The sequence below is a fragment of the Pseudomonas sp. TNT2022 ID1044 genome (assembly GCF_028656895.1).
GTDB lineage: Bacteria > Pseudomonadota > Gammaproteobacteria > Pseudomonadales > Pseudomonadaceae > Aquipseudomonas > Aquipseudomonas reinekei.
In genome coordinates this window covers 586,522-603,218 of record NZ_JAMDHB010000001.1, presented here as the reverse complement: position 1 = coordinate 603,218, position 16,697 = coordinate 586,522, and the positions used below count along the sequence as shown (strand labels likewise).

Genomic DNA, 16,697 nt, shown 5'->3' with positions numbered 1-16,697 from the left:
TCCAGAGTCGATTCATGCTTTTTTCCCTTGTATCGAATGGCACCTTGCTCACGCCTCAACGGCCAAAGACGAGGGTGCCCTGGTGGAGCTTCACCAAAACCGTGCTGGCGGCGGCGGCCCTGTCACTGGTGCGAGACGGGCTGATTGCCCTCGATGACCCCCTTCCGGAGGGGCCGTTCACACTGCGGCAACTGCTGCGGCACGAGGCCGGGCTGGCGGATTACTCCGAACTCGCCGACTACCACGCCGCCGTGGCTCGCAATGACACGCCTTGGCCCGCCGATGAAATGCTGCAGCGCCTGGATGCCAGTCGATTGCGATACGCACCGGGTGAAGGCTGGCGCTACTCGAACGTCGGCTATCTGTGGGTTGCACGCATCATTGAGCGCATCACCGACCTTTCCCTTGAACAGGCGCTAACGCAACGTGTGTTCGCGCCCCTCGACCTGTCCAATACGCATCTGGCAAAGACCCGGGATGATTTGAACGGGGTGAGCATGGGAACCGCCGCCACTTACGACCCCGGCTGGGTCTATCACGGCTTGCTGGTCGGCCCGCTGGATCAGGCAGCGCTGTGTCTGGACCGAGTATTGAGTGGCGACTTTCTACCTGCGCCGCTGTTGCAGGACATGCAAACAGCGCGCGTGCTCGGCGGACCGATTGCCGGACGCCCATGGACCGCTCCTGGCTACGCGCTCGGCCTGATGCACGGCCCTGTGGCGAGCGGCTTGATCCTGAGCGGACACACCGGCGCCGGCCCCGGCAGCAACGTCGCGGTTTATCGCGGCGTTCATGCCGGTAAATCCGCCAGTTGCGCAGTGTTTCATGAGGGCAGCGACGAAGGCCTGGTTGAAGCAGAAGCGGTCAACCATCTGGCGGCAAGCCTGGGAGTTCTTTAGCCGCATCAATTGCTGGCGACATGCCCCGCAGTATCGGCATTCACCAGCGCCTTCAGCGACGCATCGAATTGCTTCAGCGCATTGACTTGCAACTCGGTCTGCTGGCCAATCTGCGCGGCAATTTGCGGCGCGGCTTTGCCATGCACCCACACCGAAGGCATTTGCCGGGCACGCGAGCCTTCAGCCTGGCCAATGTACTGCAAGTTCGCATCGTAGAACCTGGCCATGAACCGCGCCTCAACCTGGCTGTTGCGCTTGGAGACCAGGCGGCTGTAAGTGTCGAGCATCACTACCACATCGGGATGGGCCTGCACCGCCGCATCGAGGCTGTCGTAGACCGTCACCGAAGCGAATTCTTTCTGCAGCGACCCCATCAGCCAATTAATCGCCCGCTGCGGATCGGAGCTGTCAACGAACGCCTGGCTGATCCGCGAATCCAGCTGCGGATTCTTCGCACCGTTCACCGCCACGGCATGGTAGCGCTCCAGATATTCCTGGGTGTTGAGGGTGTTTTCGCTATAGAGCACCGCCACGGTTTTCGCTTTCTGCAAACTGGCAGCGCTATCGGCTATGGGCAGAAAGTGGCAGGACGGATCGGCCGCAACGGCCGGGGCAGCAACAGCAACGCTGCCGCTGAACACGGCAACAAAAGCCAGCAAGGTCGAGATTCTCATCGCGCTGATTCCTTCAAAGGCGAGATTGGTATGACCCTATCCTCCTCTGATGACAGAAAAACAGAACTTGCATTCTTTAATGATGGATATCGACCAAATGAATGGTAGCCATAACGCGTACGCGCCCTGCACTTGCGGATATATCCGCTACCTTTAAGCCACTTACGAAGCATCCAGCCTGGAGAACGAAACTTTGAGTCTGTTCGAGCATTATCAGCACCTGATGGCCGACGAGGCCTTCATTCTGGCTGGCAAGCCGCTGCCTGAAGGCCTGCTTTTATCCAGCGAAGGCAGCCTGCAAACCTTCTATGCCCCTTTCGACCACATCAATGAACAGGCCCGCATTGTCATTTGCGGCATCACCCCAGGCCTGCAACAAGCGATGAATGCGCTCAACGAGGCCCGCCGCCAATTACGCAACGGCGCATCGGTGGCCCTGGCCAAGCAGGCCGCCAAGGAAACCTCCAGCTTCTCGGGGCCGATGCGACCGAACCTGATTGCCATGCTGGATCACATCGGTGTGCAGACCTACCTGGGCATCGATAGCTGCGAACGACTGTTCGAATCCCATCGACACTGGGTGCACTACACCTCGGCGCTGCGTTATCCGGTATTCCTGAACGGCGAGAACTACAGCGGTAACCCTGGATTGCTGAGCCGCGCCAGCCTGCGCAATCAGATAGAAAATCACCTGAGTGAAGAAATCCGCGCACTGCCCGCCAACTGCGTGTACGTGCCACTGGGCCCCAAGGTCGGCGAAGTGTTCGAATACCTGTTGACCCTTGGCCTGCTGCGCCCGGAACAGGTATTGAGCGGCTTGCCCCACCCCTCCGGCGCCAACGCCGAGCGCATCAGCTATTTCCTGGGGCGCAAGGACAAGGCGGCACTGTCCGTAAAAACCAACGCGGGCTCACTGGATGCGGCTCGAGAGCAATTGACGAAAAAGATTGGGCAATTGCGCGCGCCGGCGCGCTGATAATCTTTGCGCTCAATCGCCTGCCCGCATTGCTTCCAGGCGGATCAGTGTGGCCTCCTCCGGCATGTATTCAGTTGAAGTCAGTGCGTCGATCCACACCCACTCGCCGGTAGAAGGTCTGACCATTACATTGCTGATGTTCGGATCCGGCAAATCGCCACGTTCTAGCGCAAATCGCCGGGCGAGTTCAAGGGTGTGAAACAGAGAATGGAATTCCGGAAATTCAGCACTGGCCGCTTCAATCTGTTGAGGCAGATCGGCGCTGTCATACTCCAGCAAGTCGAAAGCCTGTTCCAATCGCAGTGTCCGTTCATCCGTATCGGGCAGTTCCTCGAGCCGCTCTACTTCGGCTAGCCAATAGTAGAATCCGATCTTGCGATCCTCATCCGAAGGCGCAACAGGACCGTAATCCTTCAACACCTTAACTACATTCGGGTTACCGGCTGCAGACTCCTTGACTAAAAACACATGCCCACCGCCATCCCGGGTGAGCCGAAACAGACGCGAATCATCTTCAAACAACACGCTCAAGGAGCCATGGTTGAAATATCGCGTACCCGCCAATGGTACCTGGGTCAGCAGATAGTCGAAAAAAGGCCCTCGGAACAGCAACTTTTCGGTCATGGGTGCATTCCCTGCGTAAGAATTGATATTTAACGCTAGATCAAACACACAAAAATCGCGACGACTAACGCAACACCCCAATCGCCCGCCGATACTTTTCAATCCGCTCCAGATCCTCCCAGCTCGGCTGGGCGATGCGCGACAGGTCGCTGTTTTCTTCCAGGTCCGCCAGTTTGACCACACGGCCGATCGGGTTCTGTGCCGCGCGGGTGATGAAGTCTTCGTAAGCCTCACCCGGTACTTTCGTCACCGACTCGATAGCCGCCAGCACCGTCTCGCTGAAGCCTTCCTCGGCTAACGCCTCAAGGCTGATGTCACAGTCCTCGACCACGTCGTGCAGCACCGCGACGATTTGCTCTTCCAGCGTGCTGACTTTAAGCATCACCCGCAACGGATGCAGGATGTAGGGCGCACCGCCCTTGTCGAGTTGCCCCTCGTGAGCGCCGGCAGCGATGGCGATGGCACGTTCCAGTGATTGAGTCATCTCGTTCTCCTTGATGCGAAGCCGTGCTTGATACTCGGATTTTTTGATCTGTAAAAGCTGTAGGAAATCTCGCTTTGTGGCGAGGGAGCTTGCTCCCGCTGGGCGGCGAAGCAGCCCTGGTCCCTACTCGCTCATTTCCTAAGCTTCGTTGTAGTGGCCGGTTTTACGACGGCTGCGCCGCCGAGCGGGAGCAAGCTCCCTCGCCACAATTACCCGGTTCGGTCCTACATCTGGGTGGTGGCCTGGTTGAAGGCAACAAAATCACCGTTTATGGTGAGCCTCGTCGCTGACCGCAGTTGGCGATAGGGTTTCGCAGCCCTTAAGATTGGCACTTTATTCCGTCCGACACGGCCGGCTTCCGGCTGAGTGTTTTCTTTATGGCGGTTGTGCACGGGAGACCTACGGGTCTGCCGGGACATGGTGTTAATCCTCCGGTCTGCGAACCCGTGCATAGCTGCCACCCATTTTGTTTCGCAGCAAAAAGGTGGCGATTCTACTTTTAATAGGATTATCACCATGACTACTGAGAATTCTCCTCGCCGCTACATCCCCCTGAAACAATTCGCCACGGACTACCCCGTCCTCCTGATCGATAACCAAGCCCCCATCCGCGAACTGCACAAGTGCGTCAGCGAACGCCTCAACGCCGTCCTCCAGTACATCAACCTGATGGCCTGCACCAGCCTCCCCGACTACGCCGAAAACGACATCAACACCGTCACCAACATTTCGCGGATTCTGCTTCAGGACGTGCGCGATGTGTTTGCGGTGATCGAGCAGCGCGGGTTTGAAGTGCCTAAAGGGCAGTAACGAAACTCCAGACAGAAAAAACCCGCATCACTGCGGGTTTTCTGTGTGCATGAAACTGATCGCTTCAATGTCTCAACGAGGATTTTTCGCCCCCGACGGACCTGCATGACTCAGCCCTTTGACGCTGTGATCACCTGGCGTCGTTGTCGAAATCGCTCTGGCCTTGGAAATTCCACGGGTGTCTTTGGAATTGGCGATGCCTGAGGTAGCGGTGCCATGACCGTTGTCATCATTGCGCTCACTGCCGTAATGGTTGCCGCTTACCCCATGATTGCGCGTCGCTTTGCCGGCGTGATCGCTGGCCAACCCCTTCCCGTGGCCATTGCTGGTAGAGTTTCCGGCATGATCAGACCCGCTGCGACCGCCGCTGTTTCCACCACCATTACCGCCACCGTGGCCACCACCATTTCCACCGCCGTGCCCACCACCTCCGCCGCCGCCACCGCCTCCGCCACCTCCGCCACCCTCTTTCGCAACGGCTGAGTTGATGAGGGAAAGGTCAGCAGGCAGTAAAGGGGCTGCTGCCAGCATAAATGCGCAGGACAGGACAGCTACGAGACTCTTGTTTTTTAAAAGCATGATTGCTTCCGTAGGGGGTTGATATCGCATGGTTTAGGACGCGATAACCCCCGTTCAGTTCAACGCACCGCGACGGACGGACTGACCGCCACTCAACGCAGGCGCGCCCTCAATCAAACGCACCATCAAGAATTTCGTAGATGAGCCCGGTCGCCAGCGCGACAAGGATCAAATCCGTACCGACTTGCTGCCACTCATACCCGTCGTAGTGCGGCAACTTGCCGACCAGCCGGCCATCGAGTTTCTTGGCGATGCCCGGCGGAAGCGGCTTGCCGCGGGCGAGGTTTTTCTGGATGCCGGGAGGTAATGCCGGCCCGGGACTCCAGTAATTACGGTAGCTGTCAACAATCCCGATGACGTTGGTACGACTAATGCTCGGGCCATGACTCCAGTCGCCGCCCCCTGAATTCTTGCCTTTGTTGCCATGCCCACCCTGGTTGCCATGATCCTGGGCGTTTTGCGGGTTGCCCTTGCCGTTCCCCTGGCCTTTTCCATTACCGGGATCCGCCAGTGCAGTCACCGGACCGCAAACCAACACCACACTTGTCAAAGCTGCAATCAACGATCGAGACCTGATCATGAGTCGTTCCTTCGTGACGGGAGTAGTCCCTGAAATTTAGACGATGTTTAGAGCGTTGGTTCAATCCGCCCCCGTATGCCGCCTCATCTCTGTCTTGGAACTTTCTTCGAACGGGTGTCGGTATGATGGCGTGGAGCCGTAAGTTAATCCGAATCAACCTACTTTGAATCAGAAATTCGCCGGCGTATTCGCGCTGATGATTTCCGCCTCATCCTGCCCGATATTGCGAAACCGGTGCGGCAGCGTGGTCGGGAAGTAATAACCATCCCCGGCGTTCAACACGCTGATCTGGCCGTCGACGGTGAGCTCGACCGTACCCCGTGTCACCAACCCGCACTCCTCGCCTTCGGCATGCACGATCGGCTCTTCACCGGAACTGGCGCCCGGTGCGTATTGCTCGCGCAGCAAACGCATTTGCCGGCTCGGTACGGAGGCGCCGATCAGTAGCAGTCGAAGGCCGTGGCGGCCCAGATCGGGTTGTTCGCTGGCGCGGAAAACGTATTGGTGTTCGCGGGGTGGCTGGTCGAAGGTGAAGAAGTCGGCCAGGGACATGGGGATGCCTTCGAGCAGCTTTTTCAGGGAGCTGACGGAAGGGCTGACGCGATTCTGTTCGATCAGGGAAATGGTGGCATTGGTGACGCCGCTACGCCGGGCCAGCTCGCGCTGGGACAGTTTGTAGCTTTCGCGTACTAATTTGAGTCGTGAGCCCGTATCCATGACAGCCTTATGTAAGAACGACTTAAGGGTAATGGGGGTGAAAAACAGGCGCAGATCCTGCCATTCCCCCTGTCCCTGAACCGTGAAAGGCGGCTATTAAATCACGTTTGTTGGTGTTGCTCAGCAGGTTCGATAAACGGTGGTCGAAAATGGCCTGTGCCTTGATGCAGTACAAACTGTGGGAGCGAGCCTGCTCGCGATTGCGGTGTGTCAGGCGACTTCGATGTTGGCTGAACTGGCGCTATCGCGAGCAGGCTCGCTCCCACAGGTTAAAAAGCCGGCGACAACTTTTGGGGTGGTCGCCGGCGAGGTAAAGCTTAGATGCCGAAACGGTCGCGCAGCGAGTAATACACGGCGCCCATGGCGGTGAGCGGCGCCGAAAAGGTGCGCCCGCCAATCATTGGCATGTGCGGCAGCGAGGCAAACGCATCGAAACGCTCCGCGTCGCCGCGGATCATTTCCGAAATCAGTTTGCCGGCCAGGTGCGAACAGGTGACGCCGTGGCCGCTGTAGCCCTGCATGTAATACGCATTTTTCTCGATGCGACCGAATTGCGGCATGCGCGACATGGTCAGCAGAAAGTTACCGGTCCAGCGGTAGTCGATCTTCACATCCTTCAGTTGCGGGAAGGTCTTGAGGATTTTTGGCTTGATCAGTTGCTCGATGTCGTCCGGTTCACGGGCGCCATAGACCACACCGCCGCCGTACAGCAAGCGGTTGTCGGCCGTCAGGCGGTAGTAGTCGAGCAGGTAGTTGCAGTCTTCGACGCAGTAGTTGTTTTTGATCAGGCTACGCGCTTGTTGCTCCGACAACGGCTCGGTGACGACGATCTGCGAACCACACGGCATGCTCTTGCTGGTCACGCGGTTGTCGAGGCCCTGGGGTAGATAGGCGTTGCCGGCAATCAGCAGGTACTTGGCTTTGACCAGGCCTTTGGCGGTGCGCACGGTGATCGGTTCGCCGTAGGTGATTTCTACCGCCGCCGACTGTTCGTAGATCTTGCCGCCCAGGCCGATGATTGCCGAAGCCTCGCCAAGGGCCAGGTTCAGCGGATGAATGTGGCCGCCCTGCATGTCCAGCAGGCCACCGACGTAGGCATCGGAACCGACTTCACGCTTGATGTCCGCTTCGCCGAGCAGGGTCAGGTTGTTGTTACCGTAGCGTTCCCAGCTCTTCTTCTGCTCGGCCAGGCCTTTGAGCTGCTTCTTGTTCATCGCCGCGAAAATGCCGCCGGGACGGTAGTCGCACTGGATGTCGTAGTGCTGTATGCGCTGACGGATGATGTCGGCGCCTTCAAAAATCATGCTGCCGAGGACTTCGGCGGTCTTGTCGCCGTAACGATCCTCGATCACGTCGACGTCGCGGCTGTAGGAGTTGACCAGTTGCCCACCGTTGCGACCGCTGGCGCCGAAGCCGACTTTTGCCGCTTCGAGCACGGTGACGCTGTAGCCTGCTTCGGCGAGGAACAGCGCCGAAGACAGGCCGGTGTAACCGGCGCCGATCACGCAGACGTCACAGTCCACCGCCCCTTCCAGCACCGGGAAATCGCCGGTGAAGTTGCGGGTGGCGGCGTAGTAGCTGTTTACATGTGTTGTTTTCATACGATTCTCCGATGATCGCCGACAACGTGCAGGCGACCGCCGCTTAAAAGTGTTAGAGCTTGATCCAGGTCGCTTTGAGCTCGGTGTACTTGTCGAACGCGTGCAGCGATTTGTCCCGGCCGTTACCCGACTGCTTGAACCCGCCGAACGGCGCGGTCATGTCGCCGCCGTCGTACTGGTTGACCCAGACGCTGCCGGCGCGCAGGCCACGGGCGAAGGTGTGGGCCTTGCTCAGGTTGGCGGTCCACACACCGGCGGCCAGGCCATAGATGCTGTCGTTGGCAATCGCCAGGGCTTCTTGCACCGTATCGAAGGTGATCACCGACAGTACCGGGCCGAAGATTTCTTCCTGGGCGATGGTCATGGCGTTGGTCACACCGTCGAAAATCGCCGGTTCCACGTAGAGGCCACCGGTGTCTTCAAGGGTGCGGCGACCACCGGCGATCAATTGAGCGCCCTGCTCTTTGCCAATGTTGATGTAGCGCAGGACGTTGTCCAGTTGACGCTGATCGACCACTGCGCCAACGGTGGTGGCGGGATCGAGCGAGTGCCCCGGTTTCCACGCTTGCAGCGCCTCAACCAACAGTGCGATGAACTGATCGCGGATCGAACGCTCCACCAGCAAGCGCGAGCCGGCGGTGCAGACTTCGCCCTGGTTGAAGGCAATGGCGCCGGCCGCTGCCTGTGCTGCGGCACGCAAATCCGGGGCGTCGGCGAACACCACGTTGGCGCTCTTGCCACCGGCTTCGGCCCAGACGCGCTTCATGTTGCTTTGCCCGGCGTAGATCATCAGTTGCTTGGCAATCGCCGTGGAGCCGGTGAAGGCCAGCACGTCGACGTCCATGTGCAACGCCAGCGCCTTGCCGACGGTATGGCCGAAGCCCGGCAGCACGTTGAACACGCCTTTGGGGATGCCCGCGTCCAGCGCCAGTTGTGCGATGCGAATCGCGGTCAGCGGCGACTTTTCCGAAGGCTTGAGGATGAACGAGTTGCCCATTGCCAGGGCCGGGGCGAATTTCCAGCTGGCCATGATCAACGGGAAATTCCACGGCACGATGGCCGCGACAACGCCCGCGGCTTCGCGAGTCACCAGGCCCAGTTGATCGTGTGGCGTGGCAGCGACTTCGTCGTAGATTTTGTCGATGGCTTCGGCAGTCCAGCGGATCGCGTTGGCGGCTGCCGGAATGTCGATGCTCATGGAGTCGCTGATCGGCTTGCCCATGTCGAGGGTTTCGAGCAGCGCCAGTTCTTCCTGATTGGCCAGGATCAGGTCGGCGAAACGAATCAGGATGCGCTTGCGCTCGGCCGGGGCCAGGTTGGCCCAGACGCCGGATTCGAAAGCACGGCGTGCAACTTCGACGGCAAGGTGGGCGTCGGCTTCGTCGGTGCTGGCGACGTTCACCAGGAAGCGGCCGTCTACCGGGCTCAGGCATTCGAACGTTGCGCCGCTGGCAGCCGCGCAGTATTGGCCGTCAATGAATGCGCGACCTTCGAGGGTGAGGGACTGGAAGCGTTGCTCCCAGTCGCTGCGAGTAATTGTCATGGTTGTGACTCGACGCAGGGAAATTGAGTGATCGTCGGACGGACGCCCGCACAATCAAAAAATGAAATGCGATCCCTGTAGGAGCTGGCTTGCCAGCGATGGCGGTGGTCCAGACGCCATCGATGTTGACTGTCATGACGCCATCGCTGGCAAGCCAGCCCCTACAGGGTTGGCGGCGTACACAGTTCTTGTGTTCGCCGCCAACGCCGTCAAACGGTGTGCAGGTACCAGTTGTACTCAAGGTCCGAGATGGAGTTCTCGAACTCGGCCAGCTCGCTTTCCTTGCACGCCACGAACACGTCGATGTACATCGGGTCGATGTATTTGGCCATGACCTCGCTGTCGTCCAGCTCGCGCAGGGCATCGCGCAGGTTGTTCGGCAGGCTCTGCTCGTTTTGCTCGTAGCTGTTGCCTTCCACCGGTGCGCCCGGTTCGATCTGGTTGGTCAGGCCGTGGTGCACGCCCGCCAATACCGAAGCCATCAGCAGGTACGGGTTGGCATCGGCGCCCGCCACACGGTGTTCGATGCGCACGGCGTCCTTTGAGCCGGTTGGCACACGGACCGCCACGGTGCGGTTGTCGATGCCCCAGCTCGGCGAGTTCGGTACGTAGAACTGCGCGCCGAAACGGCGGTACGAGTTGACGTTCGGGCAGAGGAACGCCATCTGCGCCGGCAGGGTCTCGAGCACACCGCCGATCGCGTGTCGCAGCGCGGCGTTCTGCTCGGGATCCTCGCTGGCAAAGATGTTGTTGCCTTCTTTATCCAGAATCGAAATGTGCACGTGCAAACCGTTGCCCGCCTGGCCCGGATACGGCTTGGCCATGAAGGTGGTGTCCATTTCGTGGTCATAGGCGATGTTCTTCACCAGACGCTTGAGCAGGACGGCGTAGTCGCACGCCTTGATAGGGTCGGCCACGTGGTGCAGGTTGACTTCGAATTGCGCCGGGGCGCTTTCCTTGACGATGGCGTCGGCCGGGATGCCCTGCTCTTTCGCGCCTTCGAGGATGTCTTGCAGGCAATCGACGTATTCGTCGAGGTCGTCGATCAGGTACACCTGGGTCGAGATCGGACGTTTGCCGGACACCGGCGAACGTGGCGATTGCGGACGACCGTTCACGTTGTCCTGGTCGATCAGGTAGAACTCCAGTTCAAACGCGGCGCAGATGGTCAGGCCCATTTCGTCGAACTTGCGCACGACATTGGCCAGCACTTCACGCGGGTCGGCGAAGAACGGCTCGCCTTCGATTTCATGCATGGTCATCAGCAATTGCGCGGTTGGGCGCTTCTGCCAAGGCTCGATGCTCAGGGTGCCGGGGATCGGGTAGCAGATCCGGTCGGCATCGCCGATGTCCAGACCCAGGCCGGTGCTTTCCACCGTGGAACCATTGATGTCCAGAGCAAACAGGGAAGCCGGCAGGTTGATGCCTTTCTCGTAAACCTTATGAAGACTGGTGCGTTCGATGCGCTTACCGCGCACCACACCGTTCATATCCGCAATCAGAAGGTCGACGTACAAAACCTCAGGATATTTCTTAAGGAATGCGTTTGCTTCGTTGAGTTGAACGGTACGCAGAGGGACCGACATGATGCACCTATTTTTTTACTGTTAATTATTATGTTCACCGCCCTTTCACGCAGCCAGTCAATCCGAAAGGCAAAGTGAAGTCAATAGCGAACACCTGGCCTTTTAGCGTTTATTTTCGGGCCTCTCAGAGGCACGAGAGTGCCAGATCAAACCCAGAACACGCGTAAATCCACAGTTTCAGAGGTGCGGCGTTTAGAATTTTTTACATGGGAGTTGTTAATTAAAATCAACAAGGCTAAGCTCCGGAAAAGCTCGTTCAAGTGTCAAACTTCGAGGTGATAAAAATGGCATTCAAGCCATTGATCGGCGTTACTGCGTGCGTCAAACAGATTGGCCTGCACCCCTACCACGTCAGCGGCGACAAGTACTTGCGCGCTGTCAGCGTTGCGGCGCTGGGGTTGCCCGTCGTTATTCCTTCCCTGGCTGAACTGACCGAAATCGAGGATCTGCTGCCGCAGCTCGACGGTCTGTTGCTGACCGGCTCGCCATCGAATGTGGAACCCTTCCACTATCAAGGCGCCGCCAGTGCCCCCGGCACGGATCATGATCCGGCGCGGGACGCCACTACCCTGCCTCTGATCCGCGCCGCGATAGCCGCCGGCGTTCCGGTGCTCGGCATCTGCCGCGGTTTCCAGGAGATGAATGTGGCGTTCGGTGGCAGCCTGCATCAGAAGGTTCATGAACTCCCTGGTTTCCTCGACCATCGCGAAGCCGATCACCCGGACCTGGCCGTGCAATACGCACCGGCACATGACGTCAACGTGCAGCCGGGTGGAGTGTTCGAAGCGCTGGATCTGCCGTCGGTGTTCCAGGTCAATTCGATTCACAGCCAAGGCATCGATCGACTCGCCCCCGGCCTGCGCGCCGAGGCCGTCGCTCCCGATGGCTTGATCGAAGCGGTCTCGGTGGAGAACAGCAAGGCCTTCGCCCTCGGCGTGCAATGGCACCCGGAATGGCAGGTACTGGACAACCCTGCTTATTTGAAAATTTTCCAGGCGTTTGGCGAGGCGTGCCGGCAACGGGCGACGCTGCGCAACAAACGCTGACACAACCCAGGATTTCATCACTGTTTACTGCCCCCACGGGGTCGGCGGTTGCGCGTGTGTGCATCCGTCATCCGTGAAAACAACAAACCGTAATAACAACAAGTACGACCCAGGCAGCCAGGACGGCGGCGCCGAACAAGCCGGATCGGTGCGGGTAATGCCAGTCAGGTAAACGCATTTCCCCTGTGGGAGCGAGCCTGCTCGCGAAAGCGATGTATCAGCAATCAATGATGTCGACTGACACACCGTCTTCGCGAGCAGGCTCGCTCCCACAGGTTCTGCGCCATAGCTGACAGGTATCCCGCACAGCTCTGCAATCAACTATTAAGTCAGGCCGCGTTGGCCCGACGACTGAAACCTGTTGGGAGTTTCACATGGCAAACGCCTCCAGCATCTACAGGAAGGCTCTTGAAGGTCACCAGGCACCGAAAAAGGTGTTGGTGAAAGTCGACCGCGTCACCAAGAAGTTCGACGAAACCACCGCTGTGGACGATGTGTCCCTGGAGATCCATCAGGGCGAAATCTTTGCCCTGCTCGGTGGTTCCGGTTCCGGTAAATCGACGCTGCTGCGCATGCTCGCCGGCTTCGAACGCCCGACTGAAGGCCGGATCCTGCTCGACGGCGTCGACATCACCGACATGCCGCCGTACGAACGGCCGATCAACATGATGTTCCAGTCCTATGCGCTGTTCCCGCACATGACGGTGGCGCAGAACATCGCCTTCGGCCTCAAGCAGGACCGTTTGCCCGCGGCTGAAATCGATGCCCGCGTAGAAGAAATGCTGCGCCTGGTGCACATGACCCAATACGCCAAGCGAAAGCCGCACCAGTTGTCCGGCGGTCAGCGTCAGCGTGTGGCACTGGCCCGCTCCCTGGCCAAGCGTCCGAAGCTGTTGTTGCTCGACGAACCGATGGGTGCGCTGGATAAAAAGCTGCGTTCGCAGATGCAACTGGAGCTGGTGGAGATCATCGAGCGTGTCGGCGTGACGTGCGTGATGGTGACCCACGACCAGGAAGAGGCCATGACCATGGCCCAGCGCATTGCGATCATGCACCTGGGCTGGATTGCCCAGATCGGCAGTCCTGTCGACATTTATGAAGCGCCGGTCAGCCGCATGGTCTGCGAATTCATCGGCAACGTGAACGCCTTCGACGGCACCGTGGTGGAAGACCTGGAAGGCCACGCAATCATTCACAGCCCGGATCTGGAGCAGAAAATCTACGTCGGTCATGGCGTCAGCACCTCGGTGCAGGACAAGTCGATCACCTACGCCATTCGCCCGGAAAAACTGCTGGTCAGCACCACCAGGCCCGACGCCCGCTACAACTGGTCCAGCGGCAAGGTGCATGACATCGCCTACCTCGGCGGCCATTCGGTGTTCTATGTCGAGCTGCCTGGTGGCAAAGTCGTGCAGTCGTTCATGGCCAACGCCGAACGCCGTGGCGCGCGTCCGACCTGGGACGATCAGGTCTACGTGTGGTGGGAAGACGACAGCGGCGTGGTATTGCGCGCATGAGAACCTTCAATCAGCAATTCCTGCGCCTGGTGCCCAGTGGGCGAAAACTGGTCATCGGCATCCCGTTCGTATGGCTGTGCCTGTTCTTCATGTTGCCGTTCTTCCTGGTGATGAAGATCAGTTTTTCGGAAGCCGCGCTGGCGATTCCGCCCTACTCGGAGATCTACACCTACGCCGAGCAGAAATTCGAGTTGATGCTCAACATCGGCAACTACACCTTGCTCGGCGAAGACGAGCTGTACCTTTGGGCTTACCTCGGTTCGTTGAAGGTCGCGCTGTTCAGCACCCTGGCGTGCCTGGTGATCGGTTTCCCGATGGCTTACGCGATCACCAAGGCGAGCAAGGAAGCGCAAAACGTCCTGCTGTTGTTGATCATGATGCCGACCTGGACCGCGATCCTGATCCGCGTCTATGCGTGGATGGGCATCCTCAGCAACAACGGCTTGCTCAATGGTTTCCTGATGTGGACCGGCCTGACTTCACACCCGATCGAGATCCTCAACACCAACACCGCCGTGTATATCGGCGTGGTGTATGCGTATCTGCCGTTCATGATCCTGCCGCTGTACGCCAACCTGGTGAAGCACGATCAGAGCTTGCTGGAAGCGGCGTCGGATCTCGGTTCGAGCACCTTCAACAGCTTCTGGAAAATCACCGTGCCGCTGGCCAGGAACGGCATCATCGCCGGCTGCATGCTGGTGTTCATCCCGGTGGTCGGCGAGTTCGTGATTCCGGAACTGCTGGGCGGCCCGGAGACCCTGATGATTGGTCGCGTGCTGTGGCAAGAGTTCTTCAATAACCGCGACTGGCCGGTGGCGTCCGCCCTGGCGGTGGTGATGCTGTTGATCCTGATTGTGCCGATTCTGCTGTTCAACCGCAGCCAGGCCAAAGAGATGGAGGCACGGGGATGAAACGCTTCGGATTTTCAAAGTTCATGCTGATTTTCGGCCTGTCGTTCATCTACCTGCCGATGCTGATTCTGGTGATCTACTCGTTCAACGCCTCGAAACTGGTGACGGTGTGGGGTGGCTGGTCATTCAAGTGGTACGCCGGCCTGCTCGACAACTCGCAACTGATGGGCTCGGTGGTGCGCTCGCTGGAGATCGCCTGCTACACGGCGATTGCGGCGGTGGCGCTGGGTACATTGGCGGCGTTCGTTCTGACCCGCGTCACCCGTTTCAAGGGCCGCACGTTATTCGGTGGCCTGGTGACCGCGCCGCTGGTGATGCCTGAGGTGATCACCGGTCTGTCGCTGTTGCTGCTGTTCGTGGCCATGGCACAGTTGATCGGCTGGCCGATGGAACGCGGCATTGTCACCATCTGGATCGCCCACACCACGTTTTGTGCCGCTTACGTGGCGGTGGTAGTCTCCGCCCGCCTTCGCGAGCTGGACCTGTCCATCGAAGAAGCGGCAATGGACCTCGGTGCCAAGCCTTTCAAGGTGTTTTTCCTGATCACCATCCCGATGATCGCGCCGTCACTGGCGGCCGGCGGCATGATGTCGTTCGCCTTGTCGCTGGATGACCTGGTGCTGGCGAGCTTCGTCTCCGGCCCGGGTTCCACGACCCTGCCGATGGAAGTGTTCTCGGCAGTGCGCCTGGGTGTGAAACCCGAGATCAACGCCGTGGCCAGTCTGATTCTGTTGGCCGTATCGATCGTGACCTTCATGGTCTGGTACTTCAGCCGCCGTGCCGAAGCCAGCCGTAAACGCGCGATCCAGGAAGCGATGGACCAGACTGCCAGCGAATCGTGGCAGGCACCGGAGAAGAAAATGCTGGAAGCGACGGCATAAGTTGCTGGGACTTGCTCCTTGTGGCGAGGGAGCTTGCTCCCGCTTGAGTGCGCAGCACTCACAAAATGTTGGGGCCGCTGCGCAGCCCAGCGGGAGCAAGCTCCCTCGCCACAGGTTCGCTGTGATTTTGCATTGTGTTTTGAATAAAAAGAATGGAGTTGTACCGATGAAAATGTTTGGCAGGACTCTGCTGACACTGTCCTTATTGGGCGCAATCGCCTCGGGCGCCCAGGCCAATGACAAGGTTCTGCGCGTCTACAACTGGTCCGATTACATTGCCCCGGACACCGTCAAGAAGTTCGAAGACGAGACCGGCATCCGCGTGACCTACGATGTCTTCGACAGCAACGAAACCCTTGAAGCGCGCCTGTTGGCGGGCAAGTCCGGCTACGACATCGTCGTGCCGTCCAACAGTTTCCTGGCCAAGCAAATCAAGGCCGGCGTCTATCAGGAACTGGACAAGTCGAAGCTGCCGAACTGGAAAAACCTCAATCAGGTGCTGCTGAAAAACGCCTCCGCCAGCGACCCGAATAACGCCCATGCGTTCCCGTACATGTGGGGATCGATCGGCATCGGTTTCAACCCGGCCAAGGTCAAGGAAGTGCTCGGGGCCAACGCACCAACCAACTCCTGGGACTTGTTGTTCAAACCGGAAAACGCGGAAAAACTCAAAGCCTGCGGCATCAGTTTCCTCGATTCGCCAACCGAAATGATCCCGGCCGCCCTGCACTACCTGGGCTACCCGGTGAACGATCAGGACAAGGCGCACATCGCCGAAGCTCAAGCGCTGTTCATGAAGATTCGTCCGTCGGTGTCGTACTTCCATTCGTCGAAGTACATCTCCGACCTGGCCAACGGCAATATCTGCGTGGCAGTCGGTTACTCCGGCGACGTGCTGCAAGCCAAGGCCCGCGCCGAGGAAGCCGGCGACAACGTGAAGATCGACTACAGCATCCCGAAAGAAGGTGCCGGCAGTTTCTACGACATGGTCGCCATCCCGCGTGATGCGGCGAACGTCGAGGAGGCCTATCAGTTCATGAACTTCCTGATGCGCCCGGACATCATCGCCGAGATCACCAACAACATCGGCTACAGCAATGCCAACGCGGCGGCGACGCCATGGGTGGATGAAGCGATTCGCAACGAACCGGGCTCGTACCCGTCCGAAGCAGTGATGGCAACGTTGTATGCCATTCCTGACCAGCCGATTGCCGTGCAGCGGATCATGACCCGGGGCTGGACCAAGGTGAAACTCGGAAAATAATCGCT

The 16,697-nt window shown here is 59.0% G+C and carries 17 protein-coding genes; 8 read left to right on the top strand and 9 right to left on the bottom strand.

Annotation, left to right across the window (positions count from 1 at the left end):
* The first annotated feature begins 14 nt into the window (after positions 1-14).
* Positions 15-899: a serine hydrolase domain-containing protein gene (locus M5G20_RS02770; protein WP_273917780.1), complete on the top strand. Its 885-nt coding sequence runs from the start codon at positions 15-17 to the stop codon at positions 897-899.
* A gap of 5 nt (positions 900-904) precedes the next feature.
* Here M5G20_RS02770 and M5G20_RS02765 read toward each other — a convergent pair whose 3' ends face one another.
* Entirely contained in the window at positions 905-1,573 is a 669-nt protein-coding gene (locus tag M5G20_RS02765) for an ATPase (protein ID WP_273917779.1), read from the bottom strand.
* 193 nt (positions 1,574-1,766) lie between these two features.
* Here M5G20_RS02765 and M5G20_RS02760 point away from each other — a divergent pair, with 193 nt between their 5' ends.
* A complete protein-coding gene (locus tag M5G20_RS02760; RefSeq protein WP_273917778.1) occupies positions 1,767-2,549 on the top strand; it encodes a hypothetical protein in 783 nt (260 codons plus the stop codon).
* A 12-nt stretch (positions 2,550-2,561) separates the two neighbouring features.
* Here M5G20_RS02760 and M5G20_RS02755 read toward each other — a convergent pair whose 3' ends face one another.
* Both M5G20_RS02755 and M5G20_RS02750 read right to left on the bottom strand, forming a co-directional pair.
* Positions 2,562-3,173, bottom strand: a complete 612-nt coding sequence (locus M5G20_RS02755) for a hypothetical protein (RefSeq protein ID WP_273917777.1) — start codon at positions 3,171-3,173, stop codon at positions 2,562-2,564.
* 64 nt (positions 3,174-3,237) lie between these two features.
* Positions 3,238-3,657, bottom strand: coding sequence for an HD domain-containing protein (locus M5G20_RS02750; protein ID WP_150732678.1), 420 nt, complete (start codon positions 3,655-3,657; stop codon positions 3,238-3,240).
* A gap of 516 nt (positions 3,658-4,173) precedes the next feature.
* Between M5G20_RS02750 and M5G20_RS02745 the strand changes: the two genes are divergently transcribed.
* Complete coding sequence (locus tag M5G20_RS02745; protein WP_273917776.1) at positions 4,174-4,467, top strand: fructose-bisphosphate aldolase; 294 nt, start codon at positions 4,174-4,176, stop codon at positions 4,465-4,467.
* A gap of 72 nt (positions 4,468-4,539) precedes the next feature.
* Here the strand turns inward: M5G20_RS02745 and M5G20_RS02740 are convergent, their stop codons facing one another.
* The 6 genes from M5G20_RS02740 to M5G20_RS02715 all read right to left on the bottom strand — a co-directional run bounded on the left by M5G20_RS02740 (position 4,540) and on the right by M5G20_RS02715 (position 11,073).
* Positions 4,540-5,046 carry a hypothetical protein gene (locus tag M5G20_RS02740; protein WP_273917775.1) on the bottom strand — a complete coding sequence of 169 codons (507 nt, stop codon included), beginning with the start codon at positions 5,044-5,046 and terminating at the stop codon, positions 4,540-4,542.
* A gap of 109 nt (positions 5,047-5,155) precedes the next feature.
* On the bottom strand, positions 5,156-5,626 hold the full coding sequence (locus tag M5G20_RS02735; protein ID WP_273917774.1) for an anti-virulence regulator CigR family protein: 471 nt from the start codon (positions 5,624-5,626) through the stop codon (positions 5,156-5,158).
* A 168-nt stretch (positions 5,627-5,794) separates the two neighbouring features.
* The gene (locus tag M5G20_RS02730; protein WP_212624790.1) at positions 5,795-6,343 is read right to left on the bottom strand and encodes a cupin domain-containing protein; all 549 of its coding nucleotides are present in this window, start codon (positions 6,341-6,343) and stop codon (positions 5,795-5,797) included.
* A 317-nt stretch (positions 6,344-6,660) separates the two neighbouring features.
* Positions 6,661-7,944, bottom strand: coding sequence for an NAD(P)/FAD-dependent oxidoreductase (locus M5G20_RS02725; protein WP_273917773.1), 1,284 nt, complete (start codon positions 7,942-7,944; stop codon positions 6,661-6,663).
* Positions 7,945-7,996: 52 nt separating this feature from the next.
* Positions 7,997-9,487, bottom strand: coding sequence for an aldehyde dehydrogenase (locus tag M5G20_RS02720; RefSeq protein ID WP_273917772.1), 1,491 nt, complete (start codon positions 9,485-9,487; stop codon positions 7,997-7,999).
* 209 nt (positions 9,488-9,696) lie between these two features.
* Complete coding sequence (locus M5G20_RS02715; RefSeq protein WP_273917771.1) at positions 9,697-11,073, bottom strand: glutamine synthetase family protein; 1,377 nt, start codon at positions 11,071-11,073, stop codon at positions 9,697-9,699.
* A gap of 284 nt (positions 11,074-11,357) precedes the next feature.
* Between M5G20_RS02715 and M5G20_RS02710 the strand changes: the two genes are divergently transcribed.
* The 5 genes from M5G20_RS02710 (at position 11,358) to M5G20_RS02690 (ending at position 16,692) form a co-directional block, all read left to right on the top strand.
* Positions 11,358-12,119 carry a gamma-glutamyl-gamma-aminobutyrate hydrolase family protein gene (locus M5G20_RS02710; protein WP_273917770.1) on the top strand — a complete coding sequence of 254 codons (762 nt, stop codon included), beginning with the start codon at positions 11,358-11,360 and terminating at the stop codon, positions 12,117-12,119.
* Positions 12,120-12,493: 374 nt separating this feature from the next.
* Positions 12,494-13,636 carry a polyamine ABC transporter ATP-binding protein gene (gene potA, locus M5G20_RS02705; RefSeq protein ID WP_273917769.1) on the top strand — a complete coding sequence of 381 codons (1,143 nt, stop codon included), beginning with the start codon at positions 12,494-12,496 and terminating at the stop codon, positions 13,634-13,636.
* 29 nt (positions 13,637-13,665) lie between these two features.
* Positions 13,666-14,547: an ABC transporter permease subunit gene (locus M5G20_RS02700; protein ID WP_443218284.1), complete on the top strand. Its 882-nt coding sequence runs from the start codon at positions 13,666-13,668 to the stop codon at positions 14,545-14,547.
* On the top strand, positions 14,544-15,428 hold the full coding sequence (locus M5G20_RS02695) for an ABC transporter permease subunit (RefSeq protein ID WP_273917767.1): 885 nt from the start codon (positions 14,544-14,546) through the stop codon (positions 15,426-15,428). The genes M5G20_RS02700 and M5G20_RS02695 overlap by 4 nt, the downstream gene beginning before the upstream one ends.
* Before the next feature lie 166 nt (positions 15,429-15,594).
* Complete coding sequence (locus M5G20_RS02690) at positions 15,595-16,692, top strand: polyamine ABC transporter substrate-binding protein (RefSeq protein WP_150732670.1); 1,098 nt, start codon at positions 15,595-15,597, stop codon at positions 16,690-16,692.
* Positions 16,693-16,697: the final 5 nt, after the last annotated feature.